Below are 23,718 nucleotides of genomic sequence, written 5' to 3'. Positions count from 1 at the left end.
AGAGGATTCATGCTTCCAACTCCTCGTCAATTCGTCTTGACAACAAATGTCTCATACTTTCAACAGGAATTAAGTCAACGGTGGGCGCCAAATAGCCCCAAACAATCATCTTGGTCGCTTCCGTTTTGCTCACACCGCGGGACATCAAGTAGTAAATTTGTATCTCATCCAATTTCCCGACACTGGCTGCGTGCCCGCACCGGCGAACATTATTGTCATCAATCAACAGCATTGGAATCGCATCTGCACGAGTTGATTTGTTCAGGACCAGCATTCTGTCGCTTTGCTCGCTTGCTGCATCCGCTGCTCCTTTGCGGATGTGACTTGAGCTTCGGTACACAGAGTTTGCTTTTCCAAGCATGACTCCGTGCATAACGATGTCGCTCTCTGATGAGCGTCCGTAATGATCCATACTCAACGTCAAGTCAAGTCGCTGCCGGCCGAATCCAAATCCCAGTGCCCGGGAAGATGACATTGCGCCGCTGCCCTCAAGCCGACTCTCCACGAGCGCAACAGTAAATCCATCGCCGATATCCCCGGCAATCCACTCCACCTTTGCATCCTTTGCAACTTTCGCTCGGCGCAGGACAAAGTTGGTTGGGCCCTTGTGAAACTGTGTCACAGCCGAAATCTTGAGATGAGAATCTACGTCCGCAACGACTTCCATGACCTCACTGTGTACACGGCCTCGCACTCCGTCCTGGGGCGTAAAGCTCAATTCGGAAAACTCCGCTTTCGATCCCGTTTCCGCAACAATCAGCACCCGCGGCCTCGCACCGCCCCCGGCAAGTGATTCTTCATAGATGAACTGTATCGGACTCTCCACTGCAACTTCCTTGGGAATATATACAAAGACACCATTTTCCCATATGGCTGCATTTAAGGCCGCCCACTTTGATTCCGTGTCATCAACGACCGTACCAAGGTGTTCTCTAAGCAGTGCTTCATGATGGGTCACTGCAGTTTGCAAATCTTCGACCACAACACCCTGGCTTTTCAGGTCCGAGGGTAGGTTGGACTGCATCAGGTATCCGTCCCTTAGATAGATAAAGGGTTGTTCTGCAGCAGCATCCAAAACTGCTGCAATTTCTTCCTGGGGTCGTCCGTCCGTCTTAGCCGACAGTTCGCTGACTTCCCATGTGCGTTTACGCACATCTGTTTTTTCCAGTTTAGGTGAAGGCAGTTGTGCAAACGTCTTCCATGCCTCTTCCCTCTTCTGCCTCAGCCACTCCGGTTCCTGATGTCGAGCAACCAGTTCTTGCACAAGGGAAGACGTTGCTGCTGTTGTAAGTTCCTCTGCCACGTTTGTCCCCTCCTTATGCCTCTGCTCCGACAGTTTCGTCGACAATACCCAACTCCTGTTTCAAACCGTCATAACCGTTTGCTTCGAGATACTCTGCCAGTTTCTTGTCGCCGGACTTCACAATCCGTCCTTGCATCATAATGTGCACGAAATCCGGTTCAATATATTGAAGCAAACGCTGATAGTGCGTAATAATCAAGAAGCCAGTCTCTGGCGAACGCAACGAGTTGACTGCACTGGAAACAACTTTGAGTGCATCAATGTCCAACCCCGAGTCAATCTCATCCAAAATCGCAATACGCGGTTCAAGCATTGCCATCTGAAGAATTTCATTCCTCTTTTTCTCTCCGCCGGAAAAACCTTCATTTAGGTACCTGTCTGCAAAGGAAGGATCAATATCCAGTTCTTTCATTTTCTTTTGCAAGGACCGGTGGAACTTAATAACAGGCATTTCATTCCCCTCGCCGAGCCTTGAATTCAATGCAGTACGCAGGAAGTTGGCATTGGATACACCGGATACTTCAGCCGGATATTGCATAGCCAGGAACATCCCCGCGCGGCCCCGCTCATCTACCGCCATGGAGAGCAAGTCCTCTCCGTCGAGAGTTGCCGTTCCACTTGTCACTTTGTAAGCTGGATGCCCCATTAACGCAGAAGAAAGGGTGCTCTTCCCTGTACCGTTGGGGCCCATGATGGCGTGGATTTCTCCGCCGTGAATGTCCAGGTTCAACCCCTTCACAATTTCCTTGTCTTCTACTGATACATGCAAGTCTTTGATTTGTAAGTGCGGTGCTGCCATTGCAACCAACCTTTCATACGTTATGTTGGGCGCCGACGGCTATTTCGCAATCGACGCAAATTCAGCGCTGAAATTAAAGTTGACTAATACAGTCATGTTTTGACTCAAGCGTACCACATGTACATGAAAAAGCAATAGCCCCGGCCTCGGCTTTTACCGTTTCCGGGGCACTAAACATAAGTTTCACATTTTCGTCATAAGGCATTTTAAGGGCCGGTATCAATGTTTCTCTGAAATGGCGTTTCAACAGCTTTACATTCAAAAGCTTTACATTCAAAAGGTTAAAAAAGGTACTTAAAAACCAACTTTGCCTCATCCGACATCATCTCTTTGTCCCAGGGGGGATCGAACGTTAAATTAATGTCGACTTGTTCTACGCCCTCGAAACTGCCAACGCGATCGATAATATCTTCCCGCATCATGTCGTAGGCCGGGCACCCCATCGTAGTTAAGGTCATGGTAATTGTAACCAGTTTCCCGTCTTCCGATATATCTACACCGTAAACCATACCCAGATTTACGACATCAATCTGAATTTCAGGATCCATGACTTCCGTCAAGATTCCCATTACTTGTTCCTTGGTAACCAACTCAACCACCCTTTCAATAAGACTTACAGTGAGTGCTCTAATAGCACATCCAAGTCAAGGGTAGCATCTTTCAGCCAAAATGACCAGAAGCCCGGTCAGGGCAAAACGCAGCAGGCGACTGCAAACCACTCACGCATTAACGCCGTTTCAAAGGTAGTTTGCGCACCACTGTGATTTTTGTTCCCTAGAAGTGTTGCCTGGACTCCCAACAGCAGGGCGGCCCTCCACAGATCTCCTGCAGACGGCCGCTTGAAAGCTTATCTGGACGCACAATGACTAAATGACATCCATCAGATCCGTATACTCTAGATTCAACGAATCGGAAACAGCCTTATAGGTGACTTTGCCTCCAATTACGTTGACACCCTTCGCCAAAGCCTCGTTTTCCCTCACAGCAGCGACTGCGCCCTTATTCGCCAGTTGCAACGCGTAGGGCATGGTAACGTTCGTCAACGCAAGGGTAGACGTCCGTGGAACCGCTCCAGGCATGTTTGCAACCGCATAGTGGACCACACCGTGCTGTTCGTAGGTGGGATTGTCGTGGGTTGTAATGCGATCGATTGTTTCAATAGACCCGCCTTGATCGATGGCTACGTCCACAATCACAGCACCCTTATTCATTTTTTCCACCATATCTGCTGTTACAATTTTCGGTGCACGTGATCCCGGTATCAAAACCGCCCCAACCAGCAAATCACATCCGTCCAGTTGGTCGTAGAGGTTATACGGGTTGGACATGACAGTGCGAATTCGTCCCCCGTAAACTTCGTCGATGTATGCGAGACGGGTCATATTAACATCCAGCATAGTGACTTGTGCACCCATACCAAGGGCAATTCTGGCTGCATTGACACCGACCGTACCAGCCCCAACAATAACGACCCGCGACGGGGGCACACCCGGTACGCCGCCAAGCAGAACCCCGCGGCCCTCATGAGGCTTTTCCAAGAAGTGAGCACCAATCTGAATTGACATTCTGCCTGCCACTTCACTCATAGGTGTAAGCAGGGGCAAACTGCGGTTTGGCAGTTGCACTGTCTCGTAGGCGATTGCAGTCACACCATTGTCTTGCAAGGCCCTCGTTAGTTCAGGCAAAGGCGCCAAGTGTAAATATGTAAATAAAATAAGTCCTTCACGAAAATACTGGTATTCAGATTCAAGCGGCTCCTTGACCTTCATGACCATATCGGAGGTGTTCCATACTTCTGCAGCTGTCTGCACGATAACTGCGCCTGCTTCAACATAGACGTCGTCGCTGAAACCACTGCCCTCGCCCGCATTGCTTTCAATAAGAACTTCGTGACCCGCAATCGCCAAACTGTGAACGCCCGCCGGCGTCATCGCGACACGGTTCTCATTGTTTTTGATTTCCCTAGGTACCCCGATTCTCACTCCAACAAAACCCCTTTCCTGCTTCGTGTTCTGTGACTCATGATTGTACAACATTCTACCAAGGTACAATTTCACGCATGCAGAGGTGAGACCATTTCACGCGCTCAGAGCGAGACAAAAAGAAGCACTGCTCTGTGCCCTTCATTTATCCTCTACCTTCTGTTTGCGCTTAATTCTCCTCTGGGGCCGTTTAACACGAAGGTTTTCTCCACCCGCGTCAGACTGAATCCAATCCTGTAAGCGCTTAACATCACTCGGAGCGACACGCCAACTTCGCTGACCGTAGACAAAGGTCTCTGCGGTAAGTTCTTTCTGACCAGCCAAGTGCTCAACAGCTGTTCGGACGACGTCAACAGGTACACCGAGCATTTCAGACAGCTCGCTCAAACTAAATCGAGTTGTCACAGTCATTCCCTCGCTTCAGGCGCACGAAACGAGAAAGACGTTTCCTTCACCGTCTTTTCCCGAAACCTAACGCTGGATAATCGCCACATGAGGCGTTCTGTGCAGGAAGTCCGACTTGGACGAACCAACTAAGTCAAAGTATACCTCCAACGTCTGTCCCGGAGCAATATACTGCTTTCCATTTGTGCGAGGAGAAGTAATGAATCTTGTAGCACCCGGCGCGCTCCAATCCCAGGAATCCTTGATTGGCGCTTTGTTTGGCGGGTTCTGATTGAACCATACAACGCCCCACAAGTTTGTGACATTTACTTTGCGTTTTGTCACATTTTTTACTTTGGTGTCCACTGTAAAGGATTGTGCTGTGTTTCCTCGATTGCGAATCTTCACTGATGTCTGCTCTATTTTGAGACCGCTTGTCTTCCAAAGTGTTGATACATTGGTGCCCACTGGCTGGGCAGACTCTCCCCCGGCAACCTTTTTCAAGCCCGTTCGATAAAAGACAAGGTACGGTTGTTCCGTTAACCCGTTCGTTCTGGCGTCATGAGGCGCACCTACCGGATGAAATGTCCATTTCGCCGTATGCCCCGGAGCAAGCGGTTGTTGCGGCCCATTCACGAAGGTCAGGGAATCACTGTTAAGCAGGGATTTCTGAGCCACACTGCGCGGAAAGGCCAAAACGCCGAATACGTCACTCCGGTTAAGCGTCTGTGTTCCTGTGTTTTCTATTGTAGCTTTAACACTGGAATCCTTAGGTTCTCCAGGAATCGTCCCAATCTGCACATTCAGCACATGAAGCTTGGATTTTTGCAGGTTGTAGGCAGCACCCTTTCCAGACGTAGACAACTTCTGCTCAGTTGGATGAGTTCGATGTCCAATAACACCTACTAACAGAGCCGCAGCCGTGCCTACCCCTCCAACACCAGCCAGCCATGGAGTCCAATTACGACGCCAACGCAGACTGCGCTCTGGGACACGGTTTATCTGACGTGCTTCCCTCAAAATCCTGTCTTGAAGTTCCTTTGGAAAGGGGATTTCCTTGAGGTGTCGAAGTTCAGCTTCAAATCTGTCTTCATGATTGTGATTCATTATTCCACCCCTCCTCCTCAAGCAGATTTCGAAGTAATTTTCGCGCTCGATGCAGCCTGGTCCGCACACTTTGCTCGGAAATATTCAGCACCTGGGCGATTTCTTGGCCGCTCAGATCACGTAGATAAAACAGTGTCAAAACTTCACGATACTTCACAGACAATTTGCCAACTTCATTCCATAATGCCTCCTGCTCAAGGCTGTCCACCACTCGTTGCTCCGGCGTCTCCTGAACACCTGTCGGTTCTATGTCTTCCTCAGGCGCGACATTGCGGTGATGCCAGGAGCGAAGATAATCCTTGCAACGATTTACCGTTATAGACAGCAGCCAAGTACGCACGCTGCTTTCGGACCGAAATTTATCCATGTTTCGATACGCCCGCAAAAACACGTCTTGAGTGATATCCTGCGCCTCTGCGTAATTTCGGATATATGAGTACGCAACATTGAGTACGTCAGTGCCAAACAGGTTCATCCATTCGTTTAATAACTGGATGTCTGTAGAGTCTTGCTTCGCCTCAGACAAGAGGCACTGCACCTCCTCAGCAGACACCTCACCCATATGACGAGTGTCGCCGGCAATCTGTGACAAGTTTATCGAACAAACACGAAAGGGTAAAGCGAATCTGCAGTACAAAGCCCACCAACCACAACTGTGCGGCCAAAGTTCATGTCTGCCACAGAGCCTGCACCGATTCACGCAAAATGCATAGTCGATATGACTTGTCAGTGATACACTATGACCTGTCCGTGATACACTATCTGACAGGTTGGAAACGTTTAATGTGGAGGTCGAAACCCTAACATGTACCCGTTGATTCGCAACGCGCTGTTTCGCATGGATGCCGAACGAGCGCACATCACCACAATGCGCTTGTTATCGCTGTTTCCGTCCGCAGCACATTGGCTCACCGTCACTCCCCGTCCTTCTCCACTTTTGCAGCAGTCCTTGTGGGGGCTGAATTTTTCACATCCCGTCGGACTCGCTGCAGGTCTTGATAAGGACGGTGTCGCCGTCAATGCGCTGTTCGACGCGGGTTTCTCCTTTGTTGAAGTTGGTACTGTGACTCCAAAGGAGCAACCAGGGAACGACAAGCCTCGTCTCTTTCGGTTGATTGAAGACGGTGCACTAATAAATCGCATGGGTTTTAATAACCACGGCGAAGCGGCTTTGCGAAAAAACCTCCTGAAAAAGCGTCGTATTGGAACCGTGGGGATTAACTTTGGAAAGAACAAGATTACTGCAAACGACCGTGCCGCAGATGACTATGTGGAACTGATGGAAACCCTCTATCCCCTTGGAGACTACATTGTAATTAATGTAAGTTCTCCTAATACCCCGGGTCTTAGAGACCTGCAGACAGAACACTCACTCATTCCATTAGTCGAGCGCGTACTGGCAAAACGAGACGAATTGTACAGGGCACATGAGGATACGGTCCAACCTCATCGCCCGCCAGTTTTAGTCAAACTCTCGCCGGACCTTTCGGATTCTGCAGTACAATCACTTGGGAAGTCGCTTGCCGGTATCGGTGTTGACGGTTTTATTGCCACAAATACTACGCTTGACAGGCCAAAGCTTTTATCCGCAAATAAGCTCCAAAGCGGAGGACTCAGCGGTCGGCCATTGGCACAGAGGTCTACCCAGGTTATTCGTCTTTTGTACCAAGCAACTCAAGGTGCCATTCCCATCATCGGATCGGGAGGCGTCTTTTCCGCAGAAGATGCCTATGAGAAGATCTGCGCTGGAGCAAGTCTTTTGCAAATCTACACAGCATTCATCTATAAAGGGCCCCCAGTCATCGCGGAAATTGTGACTGAGCTTGAAGCACTTCTTGCACACAACGGATTTCATCACATTACAGAAGCTGTCGGAAGTAAAGCCGAAGACCACGTAAGTCCTGACATTTGACCCTTTGACACTTGCGATGAGCCTTGACGCGGCACGATGCGGACTGACAATTGTGTAACTCATGACACTGTAGTAACTCACGACACAGTAACCGCGCAGGCTGTCGCACCCCGCCTCCAGCGCAGGTTGCGACCGTTGAGCACGACGCCTCAGCAAGAGGCAAGTGTCTAGAAAGGCCTGCTGCAACGATTTAGCAAGGGTTGATCAACAACAAGCCACTGCTTAGAAAGGCCTGCTGTGAAAATTCGTCCGGAGAACTTTGCAAAAAGCAGCGAGTACGTATCTGCGTACGTTTCTCGCTGCTTTAGCGCTTCCTCATTTTCTACTCAGCGTTCTAGAATCCAAGAATGTGAAAACCGCCGTCGACGTGAATAATTTCCCCCGTTACGCCGCGACCAAGATTGCTAAACAGGAACGAAGCAACGTCCCCAACTTCTTCCTGATTTGTCGAGCGGCCCAAGGGTGCGCGCTCAGCCAACGTATTTACAATCTTGTTGAAGTCATGAACACCCTTAGCCGAGACCGTTCGGATTGGACCCGACGAAATTGCGTTAACACGGATATCTTGAGAACCCAAGTCTTTGGCCAGATAACGCATACTTGCGTCCAGAGCAGCCTTCGCAACACCCATTACGTTGTAGTTCTCGACCACTCGTTCGCCGCCAAGGTATGTAAGGGTTACTATGCTTCCGCCTTCAGTCATCAAGTCACGTGCACGCCGAGCAACGCCGACCAAAGAGTACACGCTGATGTTTTGAGCAAGCAGATATCCGTCACGCGATGTATCCGCGTACTCTCCTTGCAGCTCCTCTGTTTTCGCAAAGGCAACTGCGTGCGCTACGCCGTGCAGGACCCCAACACGTGTTCTTAGTTCGGCAAAAGCCGCATCAAGAGATTCGTCCTCAGCGACGTTACAAATCACAACGGGGAACTCTTCTCCCGGCATGTCTTCCTGAACCAAGCTCTCAACTTTCGCTTTTTCACGTTCACTTAAGCATGTGAACGCCAACCGTGCACCTTGCTTGTACGCCGAGGTCGCGATTCCCCAAGCAATGCTTCGCTTATTCGCAACACCCATAACCAAGATGGTTTTTCCACTTAACAGACTCATCAGTAAAGTCACCGCCTAAGACATAAAATCAGTTCATTTTAGTTCAACTCGTCCAATAAGGAAGCCTAGTCTTGTCCCACCTTATCTCCTTATGTATACCATCAATACGGATATGGTTCAAATATTCTTGTACACAGTAAGCATGCCTTCAATCCAAAATTGGTTATGAACTGGTTATGAATTGGGTATGAACGTCTTAGCACAAATGGAGAACAGGAGGTCTCTATCATAAAATTAGTGATTGACAAACAATAATCGTCCCCCAGCAATTTGATTCCTTAATTTGATTGCTTTAAGATGAAGAAAGGCAAGACCAAATTAGCTTACATAGGAGGGGAATAGTAAATGGCACACGAACTACCAGCCTTACCTTATTCTTTTGATGCATTGGAACCACACATTGACGCTTTGACAATGGAGATCCACCATGACAAACACCACGGCGGCTATGTTTCAAAATTAAATGCAGCACTTGAAGGACATGCAGATCTGCAATCCAAGAGCGTTGAAGACCTTATGGCTTCAATCAACAGCGTACCTGAATCCATCCGTACAGCTGTACGTAACAACGGCGGCGGTCATGCTAATCATAGCCTCTTTTGGCAAATCATGAGCCCCAACGGCGGCGGTCAACCTACGGGAGCAATTGCAGATGCGATTAATTCTGCTTTCGGCAGCTTTGACCAATTTAAGGATGAATTTGCAAAGGCAGCAGCAGGTCGTTTCGGAAGCGGCTGGGCATGGTTGGTCATCAACAACGGGAAGTTGGAACTTACCAGCACGCCAAACCAAGACAGCCCCTACATGGACGGAAAGACGCCAGTTCTCGGACTTGATGTTTGGGAGCACGCGTACTACTTGAAATACCAAAACAAACGTCCTGATTACATTTCCGCATTCTGGAATGTCATCAACTGGGCAGAGGTCAACAAGCGCTTCGAAGCTGCCAAGTAATTCTTGACAGCGAACTAAGTGTTGGAACCTGAACAAGTCATCTGCATCACCGAGCTCAATCCTGGTTCACAGGAAGTTTGATGTTCACTGAAAGGCTGTCCCGCCGTTTTGTCCGCAGCATTCATGTTTGGACAAAGGCATTGGGCAGCCTTTTCTTTTGTGGTTTCTTTGTGGTTTCTTTGTGGTTTCACTGGGGGTTCACTGTGTCGTTTGCTTTTCTTGAAGTTTATGGCCGATTGTCATTGTCAAAGTCCGCGTCAGACGAGGATTCCTTGTTCAAAGACTGGTTGTTGGGAAGGACAGACGTGTCATTGTCCTTCTTCTCGTCTTCCTGCTCGGACGCCGTCCGTACTTCAGTTTCATCTTCATCAGCTCTCTGTTCATTGTCGCCCTGATGAGTACCCTCAGCACTCACCTGCTTTTCTCCAAGCTTTTCTGTTTCTCCTTGTTTCAGACCTTTCAGTTCATCTTCCGCCTTGGCCAACTGTTTCTTGAGAGCAACCATCTGACTCCTAAGTTTCCACGCGCGCAGGGACCACAGAATGGCCATCAGGATCATACCCAATAATACAGACAGCAGGATAACAAAAATCAGTTTGGTTGTGGCCGTGACAAAAATGAAATTTACATCTACTGATGTTGTGTTATCCAGCGTAAAAACTGCAATAATAATTGCAAAAACAATCAAACCGATGACTTTCCACCTCATGACTATCAATCCCCTTCCGACTGCCTTCCGACTGCCTTCCGACTGCCTTCCGTACACAAACATGTTTGCAGTAATCAATCCACACCTATTTCAAGCGACTCGTTTCACCCTATCAGACCTTGGTCGAAGCCTGCGATTCATGTCGTTGCCTCTATTTTGACGGAACTTTGGGCCGCTTGTCCAACCACGCCCCCTGCACCTGCCTCATTTAAGGAATCCACATCTCGTCTCGTGACAGATTCAATCCTCGCCCCTGGACAGACTTGCATCACCGTCCCGCCCCTGCAGATAGCGATATTCATCAATGCTGTAGTCGAAAGCCGGTAGAAAAATATCCATAAAATAGCGAACGGATGGCATCCTCTCGGCGTAGGTCTCTAGTGATTGCTCAATTTGTTCGGCAGCGATACGAAAGTCTGGATTGCCGCGACGCAATTCCATTTTACATTTGCACAGTGCGTCCAGTTTATCTGCTGCATGAACATATGCATCTATCTCCGCGTCATTACGTGACATATGTTGCTGATACACGGACTGAAGTTCCTTCGGTAAAGACTTTATCATTTGAACCTGTGCCACGGATTCAAGATGATGAAACGCGTCTTCCACCTCCGGACTGTATTTTTTTACGGGTGCAATGACATCCGTTAAAATGGCTTCTGTCGCGTCGTGAAGTAATGCAGCAGCCAGAACATCCTCTGTTTTGAGGCGGTTTCCGAAGACCTCTTTTTCAATTTCACACAACATATGCGCAATCACTGCAACCCCAAATGAATGCTGTGCTACGTCTTCGGATTGCACAGACACCATACCACTCCACCTATTTGTCGAACGAAGTCGATGGAGTAACGCTAGAAACACACTATTCATAATAATTTCCTCCTAAAATCTTGTAACATTTTCGGTTCTATTTCGTCTAATATGTTAGATAGAAAATTACCCTATTTGGAGCCTTCGGGGAGATGTTGATGTGAATAACCGAAAGAAAGCCATTCGCATTCTACGCCTTACTTTACCACCAATACTAACAGTGGGTGCGTCTGCTTTCATTTTAACTGAGGCATTCTTGATTCACCAAAAACAGCAGAACACCGTTTCTTTGCAGCACCCTGGGGCCCTCAATACTGTGTCGACTCAGAACTATACCGGACATCAAATAAAGAGCGAAGCTAACGGTACGAATCCAAGTACCGCTAACTCTACGGCAAAGTCCAAGAGTACCAGTAATTCGGCAAAAAACTCAAAATCTACGACAAAACCAAACAAGGAATCAAATTCTGACGGTAACACTACGAAGAAGTCCAACTCAAAGGGCAACAGTCATCCATCACAGCCCAGCGGGAACCAAGGGTTTTCTCCCGTAACTGGAGGAAAGCTGACACCATCTCCCGACCCGGCGCAGTTGAATGTGGCCCAACCTTTTTCTTCAGTAGTGACGCAGTACGGCTCGTATCCGGTGACGACTTTCAGTCCGGGCAATTTTAATTTGTACTACGGAATTACCGTGAATCTGAAATTTCCTTCGGCAATGCATATATCGCAGAACAGGATTGTGGCGGTACCATTACAAGCCGGCGTACTTTGGTCAATTGTTCCTGAACAAGGCGCGACAGGAAATGCCTCTGCAAGTCCGCTCTACTATACGAAATACAATAAAGCCGGTACAAGTGTTACCCTGTCACCCAATGCCCAGTTGCTGGGGACTATACCAACAACGACTGCTTCAGCCAGCAAAATCGACAGCAACTGGTATCACCCAGGGAACAGTCCACAGCCTTCCCAAGGGAACGCTAACGGTAACGGCGCTGGAAATGGGATAACTACCGCCAAGCTAGTACAAAGTTCTGGCAACAGTACACACAACAACAGTGCTGCAAACACTACCAATAAAACTTCTTCTGCGACCGTAAAGATGCAGGCGAATATAATGACGCAATCCGCAACCAACAGTACAACCAACAGTACAACCAACAGTACAACCAACAACACTAGCAACAGCACGAAGACTGGCAATGCTGGAAACGGCACCAAAACTGGAAATAACACCGTCAACAGTACAAGCAATACCACTGGAAGTGTAAAGAATACTTCGTTTCAAATGAACTCGTTTCAGACCACTGCAACAGGCCAGTCTCAGCCGAGGTTTCAGACGATTTCTGATACCAGTTCCAGCGGTGTTCACTTGGTAATTCAGGGATTGTATCAGGTGACGGGCGGCGCGATAATTCAAGTGATGACAAAGTCTTCTGGTGAGACTGGGTCATGGACATATTTTTGGAATGAGCAACACGAAGCATTGATGCCGATTTGTTCGGTAGAAAATACGCAAAACGTTAAAGGCTGGGTAGCCGTCGGAGACCAAACCATATACTGGGGACAGCGGTCTCTTATCCCGCCCAAGATGCAGTACTACCAAGGCAACCAGTATATGTTAAATTATTCTTCCATGAAAAAATACCCCATCAAGTTGGGTGATTGGACAAGTGAGGTTATGGCCGGGCATGATCTTTCGGGATCCAAACCAGACGGCAATCAAAATGAAGCCAACTTGTATTTCCAAGTTGAAAATTCAGGGAACTGGAAGGAATTTATTCCAAATGAGCACCACTAATTTCAACATTTTTCATCTGTCGACATTGTAGCAGCTTATTCATGTGGTTGATTAATGATCCCTTTGATCCTTATCATCATGCCTGCCACATGATAGTGATCGATTCGATCCCTATCATCAACCGGCCGTCTGAAATAGTGATCCCTTTGATCCCTATGACCCACGTTGCATTTTGACGCTGCCGAGATTAGTGCCCATTTATGACACTAATCTCTTCGGCACGGTGGCATTAGGGATCATTGCGATCATTATCGCACCCCCACTCTGGAAATAGGGATCCTTTCAGACACTAACAGCCTGATAACGGCCTGATAGCAGCCTCACAGCCAGTCCCGGCCGACTGAGAAGCCCGGTTGGTCAACGGGCGGTCAACGGGCGGTCAACGGGCGGTCAACGGGCGGTCAACGGGCGGTCAACGGGCGGTCAACGGGATCGAACGAAAAGCAAGCGGTTAACTACCATTTATAAACTTTAATTTCAATTAAATCCCTAAAATTATATAAATTCGGCATCCACTGCGACGCACACCGTGATGCAGCCATTCAATCAGGCGTATTGATTCGCGTGCTCGCTGGTGTACCATCCCTTTGCTCCTTACCACCTGCACCCCTTCCTCCTCCTCTGCACCCCTTCCTCCTCCTCTGCCCCCCTTCCTCCTCAAATCACAGTCTTCACGCAGGCTTTTCTTTTACATAAACAAACATCAAAAACCGTATCCTAGTACGGCATGAAACTGTTTCTGAATCAGACAATCGTTGCATCAACTGTTACTGCGTGAATTTTGGGGAGGTTAAACTCGGATGGCTATGTTTACATTAATTAGAAATGCGGATGTATACGCACCAAAACACCTAGGTAAGAAAGACGTACTTGTGGTCGGGCGGCAGATTGCTGTCATTGACGATAATTTAGGTTTCCTCACAGAGGGATATGGTGCTGACCTCGATATTGAAGTGTTCGATGCAAAGGGCATGTACCTCTTCCCCGGTTTGATTGACCAGCACGTACACATGGCGGGCGGCGGCGGAGAAGGCGGGTTTCACTATCGGACACCGGAAATTGCTCTGTCGCACATTACAACGGCGGGTGTGACGACGCTCGTTGGTGTTCTGGGTACCGATGGCGTGACCCGGGCCACAAGCGAATTGTTGGCAAAAGCCAATGGACTCGATTTTGAGGGAGTTACTACATACATCTACTGTGGTGCCTATCAGGTGCCTACGAGAACCATTACGGGGACACCGAGATCGGATATTGTGTTAATCGACAAAGTGATTGGTGTCGGTGAAATCGCCATTGCGGATACGCGCTCCAGTCATCCTAGCGAGCAGGAGTTGGCTGAACTGGCCAGTGAAGCTAGAGTTGGAGGCCTCCTGGGCGGAAAGGCCGGAGTGCTGCACCTTCATGTCGGAGACGATGACACGAAGTTATCGATTCTGTTTGAACTGGCGAAAAGAACAGAACTGCCGAAGACCATGTTTGTTCCAACCCATGTCAACCGCAATCCAGACTTGCTGGAAGACGCAGTGCGCTGGGGCCAAGCCGGAGGTATTGTCGATGTCACTTCAGGCATCCGTCCTGACAAACACGACAATATTTCCGTGAAGCCCTCAAAAGCTATCAAAAAGCTCCTTGAAAACGGGGTCCCCCCGCACCACATTACCATGAGTTCAGACAGCAATGGCAGTTCACCCATCTTTGATGACTCTGGAAAGCTGGTTGCAATGGGGATTGGTTCCATTGCAACGCTCTGGGAGGAGACGCGGGACACCATTGTTGAGGAAGGAATTGACATTGAAACGGCCGTCTCAATTGTAACCAAACACGTGGCACGACTTCTGAAACTTGGACACAAGGGAGCTGTGAAAAAAGGAATGGACGCAGACCTAATGCTGACCGATGACAAGTTTCAAATTCAACACGTCTTTGCCAAAGGCCGCCTGGTAGTTGAAGACGGTAAGCCAGTTGTTTTTGGTACCTACGAAAATGTCCATACGGTACCCGGCTCACCGGGAAGCAAGAGTGAGGCAGGCAAGGAAGACAAGGACAGAGGACGGACCATGCTCGACTCGGAAGAGGACGATCCCGATGATTTTCCGGACATGGACGAACGCCAGCACAAAAGCCGTTCTCGAAACTACTGCTGTTGAAGCGCCGGACTTTGTGAGCCCAGTTGTGTTGTACATTGGGTCTCCCACACGTCAGGTCTGTCTTCATTCGAAAAGCGCACCCGCGTGATTTGGCTGCGCTCTAAGTTAGGATAGCTGCAGCGGTGTCAAAGGCGGTTTGCCGCTTAACACGGCATGAATGTTCTGAGCCGCAAGCATGGCCATTTTCATGCGCGTCTCAATACCAGCCGATCCAATATGCGGAACTAACACTACATTATCCAGCGTCAGAAAAGGATGCTGAGTGGAAATGGGCTCATCTGTAAAGACGTCCAATCCTGCTCCCCATATTTTGTTTTCTGAGAGCGCCTCATAAAGAGCGGTTTCATCAACCACGTCTCCGCGCGCGATGTTTACAAAAACCGCATTGGCCTTCATGGCATTAATCTGCTTTTTGCCAATCAGTCCTTTGGTTTCATTGGTGAGAGGTACCAGCACCACGACATAGTCACTTTCAGACATGAGTGTCATCAAGTCTGTATACTCGGCTCCCAAACTTCGTTCCGCAGCTATTTTCCGACTGCGGTTGTGGTACAACAGACGCATTCCAAAACCTTTGGCACGCCGTGCCACTGCTTCACCGATTCTGCCCAGACCGATGATGCCAATGGTCTTGCCATAGACCTCTTGACCCGTCAAAAACATTGGACTCCACGTCTGCCACCGGCCTTCACGCAGCACCCTTTCTGCCTGCGGAATGCGGCGGGCAGCGGCAAGGAGGAGTGCAAAACCGAGATCGGCGGTGGTCTCAGTCAAAATGTCCGGTGTGGTCGTAACAACAATACTTCGCTCTTTTGCAGCCTGCAGGTCGATGTTGTCATACCCCACAGCCATGTTTGCAATGATGCTTAAGGACGGACCTGCTGCATCCATCACAGTGTCATCAATTTTGTCTGTGAGCAGACTGAGAATTGCACTTGTGCCTTTCACATCCTCAATCAGTTGATAATAAGGTACAGCAGTTTCTTCCTTTGGATAGGTGCGGACATTGTAGTGCCGGGATAAAAAATCCACGATGGTTTGCGGAAGTTTACGGGTAAGGTATACACTGTCATTCAAGTGAAGTCCCCCTTGTCCTATTTATCCTCATTGAGGAGGAACACCTCATGGATTTGGTTTTTCTTGGAACCGGAGCAGGAATACCTTCGCCAACTCGGAATGTAACATCCATTGTGTTACGCATGCCCCAAGAACGTCAGAGTATTTGGATGTTTGACTGCGGCGAGGGAACACAGCAACAAATCCTGAAGTATCCTGTCAAACTTCATCAATTGGAAAAACTGTTTGTGACCCATATGCACGGCGATCACGTTTTTGGCATTCCAGGCCTGCTCACCAGCCGCTCCTCACAAGGTGCGGTGTCACCTTTGACCGTTTACGGGCCAGAGGGCATCAAGGCCTTTATCCAAACAGCTATGGAAACAAGCTTTAGCCATCTTGGTTACGACCTTGATGTTCACGAAATCACGACATCTGGTATCGTAACTGAAGACCATCACGCTATTGTCACGGCGGACTTTCTTCAGCACAACGTACCATGTCTCGGCTACCGTGTCGAGGAACGCCCGCAGCTCGGAAGTCTTCAGGCAGACCGCCTGAAGGAACTGGGGTTAAAACCTGGACCGGAGTATGGTCTGCTCAAACAAGGTCATAATGTGACCCTGCCTGACGGCAGAACAATTTTGTCCAAGGATGTAGTCTCACCGCCACATCCGGGACAGGTGGTCACTATCCTCGGAGATACAAGTTACACAGAAACGTCCATTGCGTTGGCGAACAAAGCCAATGTTTTAGTCCACGAATCCACCTTTGGTGATGAAGCAGCACAACTGGCTGCCAAGTACATGCATGCCACTGCTTCTGATGCAGGCAAAGTTGCAAATCAGGCCAAAGTCAAGCATTTGATCCTCACGCACATCAGTCAGCGATACGACAGCAAAACCGTTTCTATGCTAAAATCACAAGCTGAACAAAACTTTCCTCACGTCACGATAGCTGCAGACGGCCTCATCGTTCCAGTTGCGCAAAAGCCTTGAAACCGCCGTGGGCACGCTTCCCCATACGAATTGCTCACAGCTGGCCATCTGTTCCTCACCCGTACAGCCTAATTTAGATGCCGTAGTTATCTACCCCGGTCACTTCGTCCCTTGCCTGCATTCAATGAAATCAGTTCCAGATTCCCATCACTCGTCTTCCATTCAGCGGACGGACGGCGAACTTGCAGCCAAGGAAGGTGACTCCTCATGTTTCGATATACAGCGCTGGGTGATTCCATTACGGCTGGGTTCGGAGCTTCAAGTCCGACTTTGGCTTATCCGGCTTTAGTCGTAAAAGAAACTGCCGCAGTACGAAGGGCATTTGCGTCCAATCAGATTCTTGCAGAAGCGGGTTGGAACAGTGAAGCGCTGCTCTCCGCCCTGACAGCCAACTCCGCTCTGCCGCTCACTCAGTCAAGTGCCATTACCATCTGGGTAGGCGGGGACGATTTGGTTGATGCAGGATTTGCAATTTTAAGCGGATCGTCAAGATCCATTATTAAGACCACATTGGTTCAGTACGGAAAGGACATTGCCGCTATGACGGCTGCAATTAAAGGTGTGAGCAGAACTCCTGTCGTGCTGTGTACCCAATACAACCCCTTTCCGAACAGCCCGATGGCTGTTGAAGCAATTGCTGCTTTAAACAGTGTTACGAGAGAGGTCAGTGCAAAGCTTGGCACTGGACTAGCGCCGGCGGACGCATGGTTTGAAGGACGTCAACCAGAACTGATTGCCGGCTACACAACCGGGAAACTTGAGGATGTGTTAGTGCGGCACAAGGCGCCTATTCATCCAAACAACCTGGGGCATCGTGTAATCGCAAGCAACTTAGCGCCGATTCTTGCATCCTAACCGTTAAAACAAGTCGCTCTCAAGTACGATGAACCCTCGGTGAGAAAGCCGACACCATCTTTCACCGGGAAGCATACGCTGGTCTATACTGACCTTTGCTTCCCGGAGGTGAAAGGCATTTGCTATCACCCATGGCTCTCGGCATTGCAGCGTTGTTTCAGGATATTACCCTTGTGACCGGTTACGTCCATCAGTCTTTTCCTCAGCCCCTCAGTAAGGAACGAGAACGTGAATGCTTTGAACGATGGCAGAATGGAGACCGTGACGCCTATCAGGAACTGATAGAGCATAATCTGCGTCTCGTAGCACACGTCGCAAAGAAGTTTGATACGTCCGGGATTGATCACGATGATTTAATTTCCATCGGCACCGTTGGCCTCATCAAAGCGGTAGAAACCTACCAGCCAACAAAGGGAACGAAATTTGCAACTTATGCCGCACGGTGCATTCAGAATGAGAATTGAATGTCATAAGGCATTCGGAACATATTGGATATCTTCTTAACCTTACATTCCCAGCGCAAATGAAAAATAAACAAAATCCATCACAGAGACTAAACAATATAGTTAATAAGGCAAGAAAATACCATCCAGGGTATTTCGGATTGTAGTGCCATTTCATCTGCCATTGCCAGCGTATTTATCTGATAATTATCTTACCAACCCAGTTGACATTCCTGGAAACGCCTACTGACACACGTCGGAGCAGTCATCGTGATATTGTGAAAACTGAATCGCAAGGGATGATGCCAGTGAAACGGACACACATGCTCCACCCGTCCAGACGTTTACGCTTGCTGCGGTACGTCTCCCAAGGGATTGTAGTCCTGGTTATTGCTTACCTGGGACTTCGTCACCAGGCCACGGGAGGGGGCCCCCGCGGGTCTGCACCCATCGACAGCTATTGCGTCTTTGGAGGTCTCGAAACATTCTGGACATTCATCACCACCGGTACATTTTTGGCAAAAACCAACCTCTCCAACATTGTCCTTCTAGTCTCAGTTGTGCTTTTGACCCTCCTTACAGGTGCCAGTTTTTGCAGCTGGATTTGCCCTCTTGGAACGATTCAAGATGTGCTGGCGGGATTCGGAAAGAAAATCTTTGGCAGAACTTTTTTGCCCAGTCCCCGTTTGGACAAATACTTGCGCCACTTACGCTTTGCTTCTCTGTTGTTAATTTTGTATTTCACAATACGACTTGGTTCACTCTGGTTTGCAGATTACGACCCTTTTAAAGCGATATTTCACTTCTCCTTCGAAACCCTGCTGCCAATCTTCCTGATTGCCGGATTCGTTGTCCTGTCAATTCTGTCGGAACGGTTTTGGTGTAAGTACCTCTGCCCTCTTGGGGCCTTCTTCTCACTGTTTTCCAGATTGAGCTTGTTTAAACTCAAGAGAAATCCCGACTCGTGTAAATCATGCAACCTTTGCAACCGCTCCTGCCCCATGGGACTGAATGTGGCTCAAGCAAATGTCCTCAGTGACGGACAATGTATTAAGTGCCTGAACTGCATCCAGTCGTGCCCGTTAGATGGCGCGCTCTCGTTGGAGACGAAACGGAGATGAAGACCATTGATTCCTAAAATCAAAATTTCTCCCTACGGTTATATGGTGCTGGTCCTAATTACGTTCTGGGGCACAATCTTAGCCGCAATGCTTACCGGTACATGGATCACACGAGTGCCCGCCGTGCCTGCTGAACAGCAAATCTCTACGGAGCAAGTCGAGACGGACATCAAGGGATGGATGACCTTCGAAGAAGTCTCAAAACACACCCATGTATCCATTGACCAGTTGTACACAATTGCCAAGTTGCCAACTGAAACGAAAGCATCCACCACATTAAAGGATGCTGCAAACAAATATGACTTCAGTGTCGATGATTTTAAAACAGACTTAGCTTCGTATATGAAAAAACACTCCAGTTAACCGATGTGCCTGGCACCCGCTGCATTCGTGCATACACAATTCTTGGGTAGAATTGTGTATGCACCTTTCATTTCATTTGTCTGCTTCTAATGCAGCTGCTTCGAGTCCCCCTTCTCCACTCGCCCTTGCTTTAATTTATTTGCTTCGCACCCATTCTTTCCTGAATGGCTATTCCTGTGTTTTGGACAGGCTACGAAGGAACTACTTGAATTCTTGTTTAGTGATTCACAAAGGAGTGAGCCGAATGCCGAAATCCATCACGCCTGAACAGCTAAAAGAACGGATGGATTCTGAAGAGGGGGCTGTGGTGCTTGATGTACGAGCTGCAGATGCCTACGCTGATTGGAAAATCGAAGGGGAGAAAGTCCAATCCATAAATATCCAAAACAGCAAGTTGAGACACTATGGCGTTGAGGCCTTTTCTGCAATCCCGAAAGACCGTGAAGTCGTTACAGTTTGTGCCAAAGGTATTTCTGCTCAAGAAGCTGCGGAGTTGCTTGAAAATAAGGGTTACAAGGCCGTGTTTCTGAGCGGAGGCATGACTGCCTGGTCAGAATTTTACGAGTTGCTTCCTGTCGTTACATCGAGCAGCTTTGCCATCTACCAGGTAATGCGATTGGCCAAGGGGTGTTTATCATATATCGTCACGGACGGCAAGGATGCCGCTGTCTTTGACGCTGGGCGTCATACAGACAAATATCTGGATTTTGCACGTCAACTAAATCTGCACATTAAATCTGTATTTGATACACACCTGCACGCCGATCATATTTCAGGAGGGCCAAGGCTTGCACAACAAGCAGGGGCAAATTACTTCATAGCAGCGGAAGAAGCCAAGGACGCCAATTTTTCGTTCAACCCAGTGCCAAATGACAAGACGTTTTCCCTTGGGCAAGACAATGTGCGAATTAAAAGTATTCGTACTCCCGGTCATACAGCAGCGAGTACATGCTTTCTAATTAACGAGAAATATATACTGTCCGGTGACACGCTTTTCGTGAGCGGTCTGGGGCGCTCAGACTTAAAAGGAAGAGCCAGGGAGATGGCCGAAGAAATGTTTGCGACCCTTCGCAGAACAATTGCGAACTGGTCTGACCAATTGATGATACTACCAGGTCATTATTCGGATTTTCGGGAAATCAACTCCTCTGGCTATGTAGGGGAACCGCTAAGCGAAATTCGGTCTAAGAATCCAATGCTGCACCTGACCGACAAAGATGTGTTCGTTCAGATTGCCGTTGGCAATACAGGTGTTACACCCCCAAATCACGAAACCATCATCTCCATCAACCGGGATCATAAACAAGTCTCCGCGGACGAGGAATCAGAACTGGAAATAGGTCCAAATCGTTGTGCTGTCAAGCACTAGCGTGATGAGCTCATGTGAATGGTAACTGCAGCCGTCATATGAACGATCACTGCGGCGGGGATATGGATGGTAACAGCGGCGGTTATGATGGTAACTGCAACCACTGTCAGAATGTGTAGATATCCACCGCCTCCCCTCCATTTGAAATGTAGATGTTCTTGACAACGGTTCGGACCAGTTGGCGTTTGTGTTCCGGATTTATCGCCTCATCAGGTGCCCTGAGGCGCCGCCAAATCTGTTCCATAGTACGGCGGCGCTCCTCACTTGTCGCAGCATGTGAGGTCTTCAGGTCTAACTCTAGAGTTGTCTTTTGGTCAAGCAACTTTTGGTATTGCACTTTGAACTCCTTCAATTTTCTGCGCACTGCTTCGCTGTCCAAGTCCGGGTCATACAGAAATGACAACAGACGCTCCGTAGCAAGTTGCGTCCGCTGCAAATCATGGTTTATCCGCTGGATTTGTTCCTCAATCTCGTGGCGAGAAGATTCAAGGTCCTCCCATAAGACAGCCTCATCGGCTGTTCCGTTCGTTGCCTTCAATTCTGTTCCGTTCATTGTCTTCAGCCCTACCCAGTTTATCACCTCATCCCAGACGATGTCGTCGAGAGTAGTGCAGGGAAGAACTGTGCCACAGCCTAGATTCTCTGTCCGTACTGCTGATCCGCTCTTTCTATCTGTGTATACATAGACCTCTTTTCCCCAGTTTCGCACTTTCCGACCCATCAATGTATTTCCACAATCACCGCATACAAGCAGTCCGCTTAGGATGTATACGTGGCGACTGATCCCGGCAAAACGCCGTCTCGCTTGCTCCAGCAATCGACTCGCATGATAGAACTGCTCATCAGTAATAATGGCTGGTATGGGAAGCTTAATCCATTCCTCTTTAGGTCTCTTCTTTTGACGGACACGTTCATCGGGCTTCTTATACTTGTTTGCGAACATTCCTTCCGTGTTCCATTTGTTTTGATAAAACTCTCCAATGTAGGCCCGATTCATCAACATCTGACGTACAACCTGGCGGTGAAACGGACCGCCGCGCTTCGCCAAGATGCCCCTGCGGTTCAAATAGTTCGCAATTCCACTGATTCCTTGCACATCTGCCGGCGGTTTCGTAAACAAGTTGAAAATCAGTTGTACGACAGATGCCTCTCTTGGGTTCACCACGAATTGTCCAGTAGTCTGCTGATAATCGTATCCATAAATATGAAAGTCACGCAGCACCCGGCCTTGACGAGCTTTCTCCCGTCGGCCACGCGACATTCTCTCATTGATTTTCGCCTTCTCGAACTGGCTGATAGCTCCTCGCATCTGATAGAAGAGCTGCCCTTCAGGTGTATGAGCATAATCCCCGTTCACGAACATCAAATTGGCACGCGATTCAATTTCATCGGAGAGAATCAACTGATTCATCAACTTGCGAGAGAGCCTGTCTGGGTCAAGACAAATGACCGTGTCAATCAGACCTCGATGCAAATCCTGACGAAGCTTGGACAAGGCCGGTCGGTCCAAGAGCTCACCCGAAACGCCCTCATCTACATACTCCACAAGTTCACCGGACAGTGCCTCCGCTTTACGTCTCCCCTCCCGAATCTGGTCGTTCAGACTGAATCCGTGTTTCGCCTGTTCCTCCGTGGATACTCTCGCATAAATCGCTATCATGAGAAGTCAGCATCCCCTTCTCGTACATGTCAAGCAACAGCTTAAAGAAGTTTCGCCGCGACTCGTCCGCACCTGCACCTTCGTGAATCGTTAGTTTCACCCGGAAGTTCCCCCTCAGAGAAACTTTACGCAAGTACGGGATTGTCCTATCAATGCAATTGGAGATTTATTACGCTGCCTTCTGACATTCAGAATGAGATCCTAATGCAACTACGTACTCAAAAGAAAACCAAAAAGGATATTTCTCTCTACAGCCCAATTGGCACCGATAAGGAAGGCAACGAAATCACCATATCTGATATTCTTGGGTCCGACGCAGACCAGACGGAGAACGAAGTCAATAAAAGAATTGAAATTGGCAATATGCACAAATTGATGAACGTCCTTGACGGCCGCGAACGAACCGTCATTGAGCTTCGCTTTGGCTTAAAGGACGGGAAGGACTGGACACAGAATGAAGTGGCCGATTATTTAAAGATATCCCGTTCTTATGTGTCTCGCTTAGAAAAACGGGCCCTGCTCAAGATGTTCCACCAAGCCTATGCAGGTGAACGCAAGCGAAAACCGTTTGTGTACCGGCCGAAGAATCAAGACACACCATAATCGAGCCACAGCATAATCGAGCCACAGCAAAGTTTTGTGTCAATGTCATCTCGTCTTTCGGCCGCTCAACAAGCCTCAAAGACATGGCAGGGTACCCTATCAGCGGGTACCCTGCCTCATCTTGCTCATATTCTTTACACCCATATTAGCCTCACACCACAAATCACGAATTAGAAGCGCCCCTCTCATAAAACAGCGGACTTTAATCCAAACTAAGTTTCGTAAAAC

The 23,718-nt window shown here is 48.7% G+C and carries 23 protein-coding genes; 11 read left to right on the top strand and 12 right to left on the bottom strand.

Annotation, left to right across the window (positions count from 1 at the left end):
* Nucleotides 1-7: 7 nt before the first annotated feature.
* From GI364_RS07560 to GI364_RS07530, 7 genes are all read right to left on the bottom strand, one after another.
* Complete coding sequence (locus tag GI364_RS07560) at nt 8-1,303, bottom strand: SufB/SufD family protein (protein ID WP_198853025.1); 1,296 nt, start codon at nt 1,301-1,303, stop codon at nt 8-10.
* Between the two features lie 13 nt (nt 1,304-1,316).
* Complete coding sequence (gene sufC / locus GI364_RS07555; protein ID WP_198853024.1) at nt 1,317-2,102, bottom strand: Fe-S cluster assembly ATPase SufC; 786 nt, start codon at nt 2,100-2,102, stop codon at nt 1,317-1,319.
* 281 nt (nt 2,103-2,383) lie between these two features.
* The gene (locus tag GI364_RS07550; protein ID WP_370541852.1) at nt 2,384-2,671 is read right to left on the bottom strand and encodes a metal-sulfur cluster assembly factor; all 288 of its coding nucleotides are present in this window, start codon (nt 2,669-2,671) and stop codon (nt 2,384-2,386) included.
* A 297-nt stretch (nt 2,672-2,968) separates the two neighbouring features.
* The gene (ald, locus tag GI364_RS07545) at nt 2,969-4,084 is read right to left on the bottom strand and encodes an alanine dehydrogenase (protein WP_198853022.1); all 1,116 of its coding nucleotides are present in this window, start codon (nt 4,082-4,084) and stop codon (nt 2,969-2,971) included.
* Between the two features lie 141 nt (nt 4,085-4,225).
* Entirely contained in the window at nt 4,226-4,489 is a 264-nt protein-coding gene (locus GI364_RS07540) for a hypothetical protein (RefSeq protein ID WP_198853021.1), read from the bottom strand.
* Between the two features lie 66 nt (nt 4,490-4,555).
* Nucleotides 4,556-5,575 (bottom strand): anti-sigma factor, encoded by a 1,020-nt coding sequence (locus GI364_RS07535; RefSeq protein ID WP_198853020.1) that lies wholly within the window; start codon nt 5,573-5,575, stop codon nt 4,556-4,558.
* Nucleotides 5,559-6,101 (bottom strand): sigma-70 family RNA polymerase sigma factor, encoded by a 543-nt coding sequence (locus GI364_RS07530; protein ID WP_233096052.1) that lies wholly within the window; start codon nt 6,099-6,101, stop codon nt 5,559-5,561. The genes GI364_RS07535 and GI364_RS07530 overlap by 17 nt, the downstream gene beginning before the upstream one ends.
* A 279-nt stretch (nt 6,102-6,380) precedes the next feature.
* Between GI364_RS07530 and pyrD the strand changes: the two genes are divergently transcribed.
* A complete protein-coding gene (pyrD, locus tag GI364_RS07525; RefSeq protein WP_198853018.1) occupies nt 6,381-7,487 on the top strand; it encodes a dihydroorotate dehydrogenase (quinone) in 1,107 nt (368 codons plus the stop codon).
* Nucleotides 7,488-7,821: 334 nt separating this feature from the next.
* Here the strand turns inward: pyrD and fabI are convergent, their stop codons facing one another.
* Nucleotides 7,822-8,598 (bottom strand): enoyl-ACP reductase FabI, encoded by a 777-nt coding sequence (fabI, locus tag GI364_RS07520; RefSeq protein ID WP_198853017.1) that lies wholly within the window; start codon nt 8,596-8,598, stop codon nt 7,822-7,824.
* A gap of 345 nt (nt 8,599-8,943) precedes the next feature.
* Here fabI and GI364_RS07515 point away from each other — a divergent pair, with 345 nt between their 5' ends.
* The gene (locus GI364_RS07515) at nt 8,944-9,552 is read left to right on the top strand and encodes a superoxide dismutase (RefSeq protein WP_198853016.1); all 609 of its coding nucleotides are present in this window, start codon (nt 8,944-8,946) and stop codon (nt 9,550-9,552) included.
* Between the two features lie 226 nt (nt 9,553-9,778).
* On the opposite strand, the gene GI364_RS07510 is transcribed toward GI364_RS07515, so the two are convergent.
* A complete protein-coding gene (locus tag GI364_RS07510) occupies nt 9,779-10,261 on the bottom strand; it encodes a LapA family protein (protein WP_198853015.1) in 483 nt (160 codons plus the stop codon).
* Between the two features lie 240 nt (nt 10,262-10,501).
* Nucleotides 10,502-11,131, bottom strand: a complete 630-nt coding sequence (gene yfbR / locus GI364_RS07505) for a 5'-deoxynucleotidase (protein ID WP_198853014.1) — start codon at nt 11,129-11,131, stop codon at nt 10,502-10,504.
* A gap of 100 nt (nt 11,132-11,231) precedes the next feature.
* On the opposite strand from yfbR, the gene GI364_RS07500 reads away from it, so the two are divergent.
* Complete coding sequence (locus GI364_RS07500; protein WP_198853013.1) at nt 11,232-12,872, top strand: hypothetical protein; 1,641 nt, start codon at nt 11,232-11,234, stop codon at nt 12,870-12,872.
* 800 nt (nt 12,873-13,672) lie between these two features.
* Nucleotides 13,673-15,022: a beta-aspartyl-peptidase gene (iadA, locus tag GI364_RS07495; RefSeq protein WP_198853012.1), complete on the top strand. Its 1,350-nt coding sequence runs from the start codon at nt 13,673-13,675 to the stop codon at nt 15,020-15,022.
* A 105-nt stretch (nt 15,023-15,127) separates the two neighbouring features.
* On the opposite strand, the gene GI364_RS07490 is transcribed toward iadA, so the two are convergent.
* On the bottom strand, nt 15,128-16,099 hold the full coding sequence (locus GI364_RS07490; protein ID WP_198853011.1) for a 2-hydroxyacid dehydrogenase: 972 nt from the start codon (nt 16,097-16,099) through the stop codon (nt 15,128-15,130).
* 47 nt (nt 16,100-16,146) lie between these two features.
* On the opposite strand from GI364_RS07490, the gene rnz reads away from it, so the two are divergent.
* From rnz to GI364_RS07460, 6 genes are all read left to right on the top strand, one after another.
* Nucleotides 16,147-17,076, top strand: a complete 930-nt coding sequence (rnz, locus tag GI364_RS07485) for a ribonuclease Z (protein WP_198853010.1) — start codon at nt 16,147-16,149, stop codon at nt 17,074-17,076.
* 207 nt (nt 17,077-17,283) lie between these two features.
* Nucleotides 17,284-17,931: an SGNH/GDSL hydrolase family protein gene (locus GI364_RS07480; RefSeq protein WP_198853009.1), complete on the top strand. Its 648-nt coding sequence runs from the start codon at nt 17,284-17,286 to the stop codon at nt 17,929-17,931.
* Nucleotides 17,932-18,050: 119 nt separating this feature from the next.
* Nucleotides 18,051-18,395, top strand: a complete 345-nt coding sequence (locus GI364_RS07475; protein ID WP_233096051.1) for a sigma-70 family RNA polymerase sigma factor — start codon at nt 18,051-18,053, stop codon at nt 18,393-18,395.
* Nucleotides 18,396-18,682: 287 nt separating this feature from the next.
* Nucleotides 18,683-19,495 (top strand): 4Fe-4S binding protein, encoded by an 813-nt coding sequence (locus tag GI364_RS07470; protein ID WP_198853008.1) that lies wholly within the window; start codon nt 18,683-18,685, stop codon nt 19,493-19,495.
* Between the two features lie 6 nt (nt 19,496-19,501).
* Nucleotides 19,502-19,858, top strand: a complete 357-nt coding sequence (locus GI364_RS07465) for a hypothetical protein (protein WP_198853007.1) — start codon at nt 19,502-19,504, stop codon at nt 19,856-19,858.
* Between the two features lie 244 nt (nt 19,859-20,102).
* Complete coding sequence (locus GI364_RS07460; protein ID WP_198853006.1) at nt 20,103-21,227, top strand: MBL fold metallo-hydrolase; 1,125 nt, start codon at nt 20,103-20,105, stop codon at nt 21,225-21,227.
* 106 nt (nt 21,228-21,333) lie between these two features.
* On the opposite strand, the gene GI364_RS07455 is transcribed toward GI364_RS07460, so the two are convergent.
* A complete protein-coding gene (locus tag GI364_RS07455; protein WP_198853005.1) occupies nt 21,334-22,887 on the bottom strand; it encodes a recombinase family protein in 1,554 nt (517 codons plus the stop codon).
* A gap of 141 nt (nt 22,888-23,028) precedes the next feature.
* Between GI364_RS07455 and GI364_RS07450 the strand changes: the two genes are divergently transcribed.
* On the top strand, nt 23,029-23,490 hold the full coding sequence (locus GI364_RS07450) for a sigma-70 family RNA polymerase sigma factor (protein WP_255524613.1): 462 nt from the start codon (nt 23,029-23,031) through the stop codon (nt 23,488-23,490).
* Nucleotides 23,491-23,718 lie beyond the last annotated feature (228 nt).

The organism is Alicyclobacillus sp. SO9 (genome assembly GCF_016406125.1).
In the GTDB taxonomy this organism is placed as follows: Bacteria; Bacillota; Bacilli; order Alicyclobacillales; family Alicyclobacillaceae; genus SO9.
Note: the sequence above shows the minus strand (reverse complement) of the source record. Positions and strands in the feature narration are given on the sequence as shown.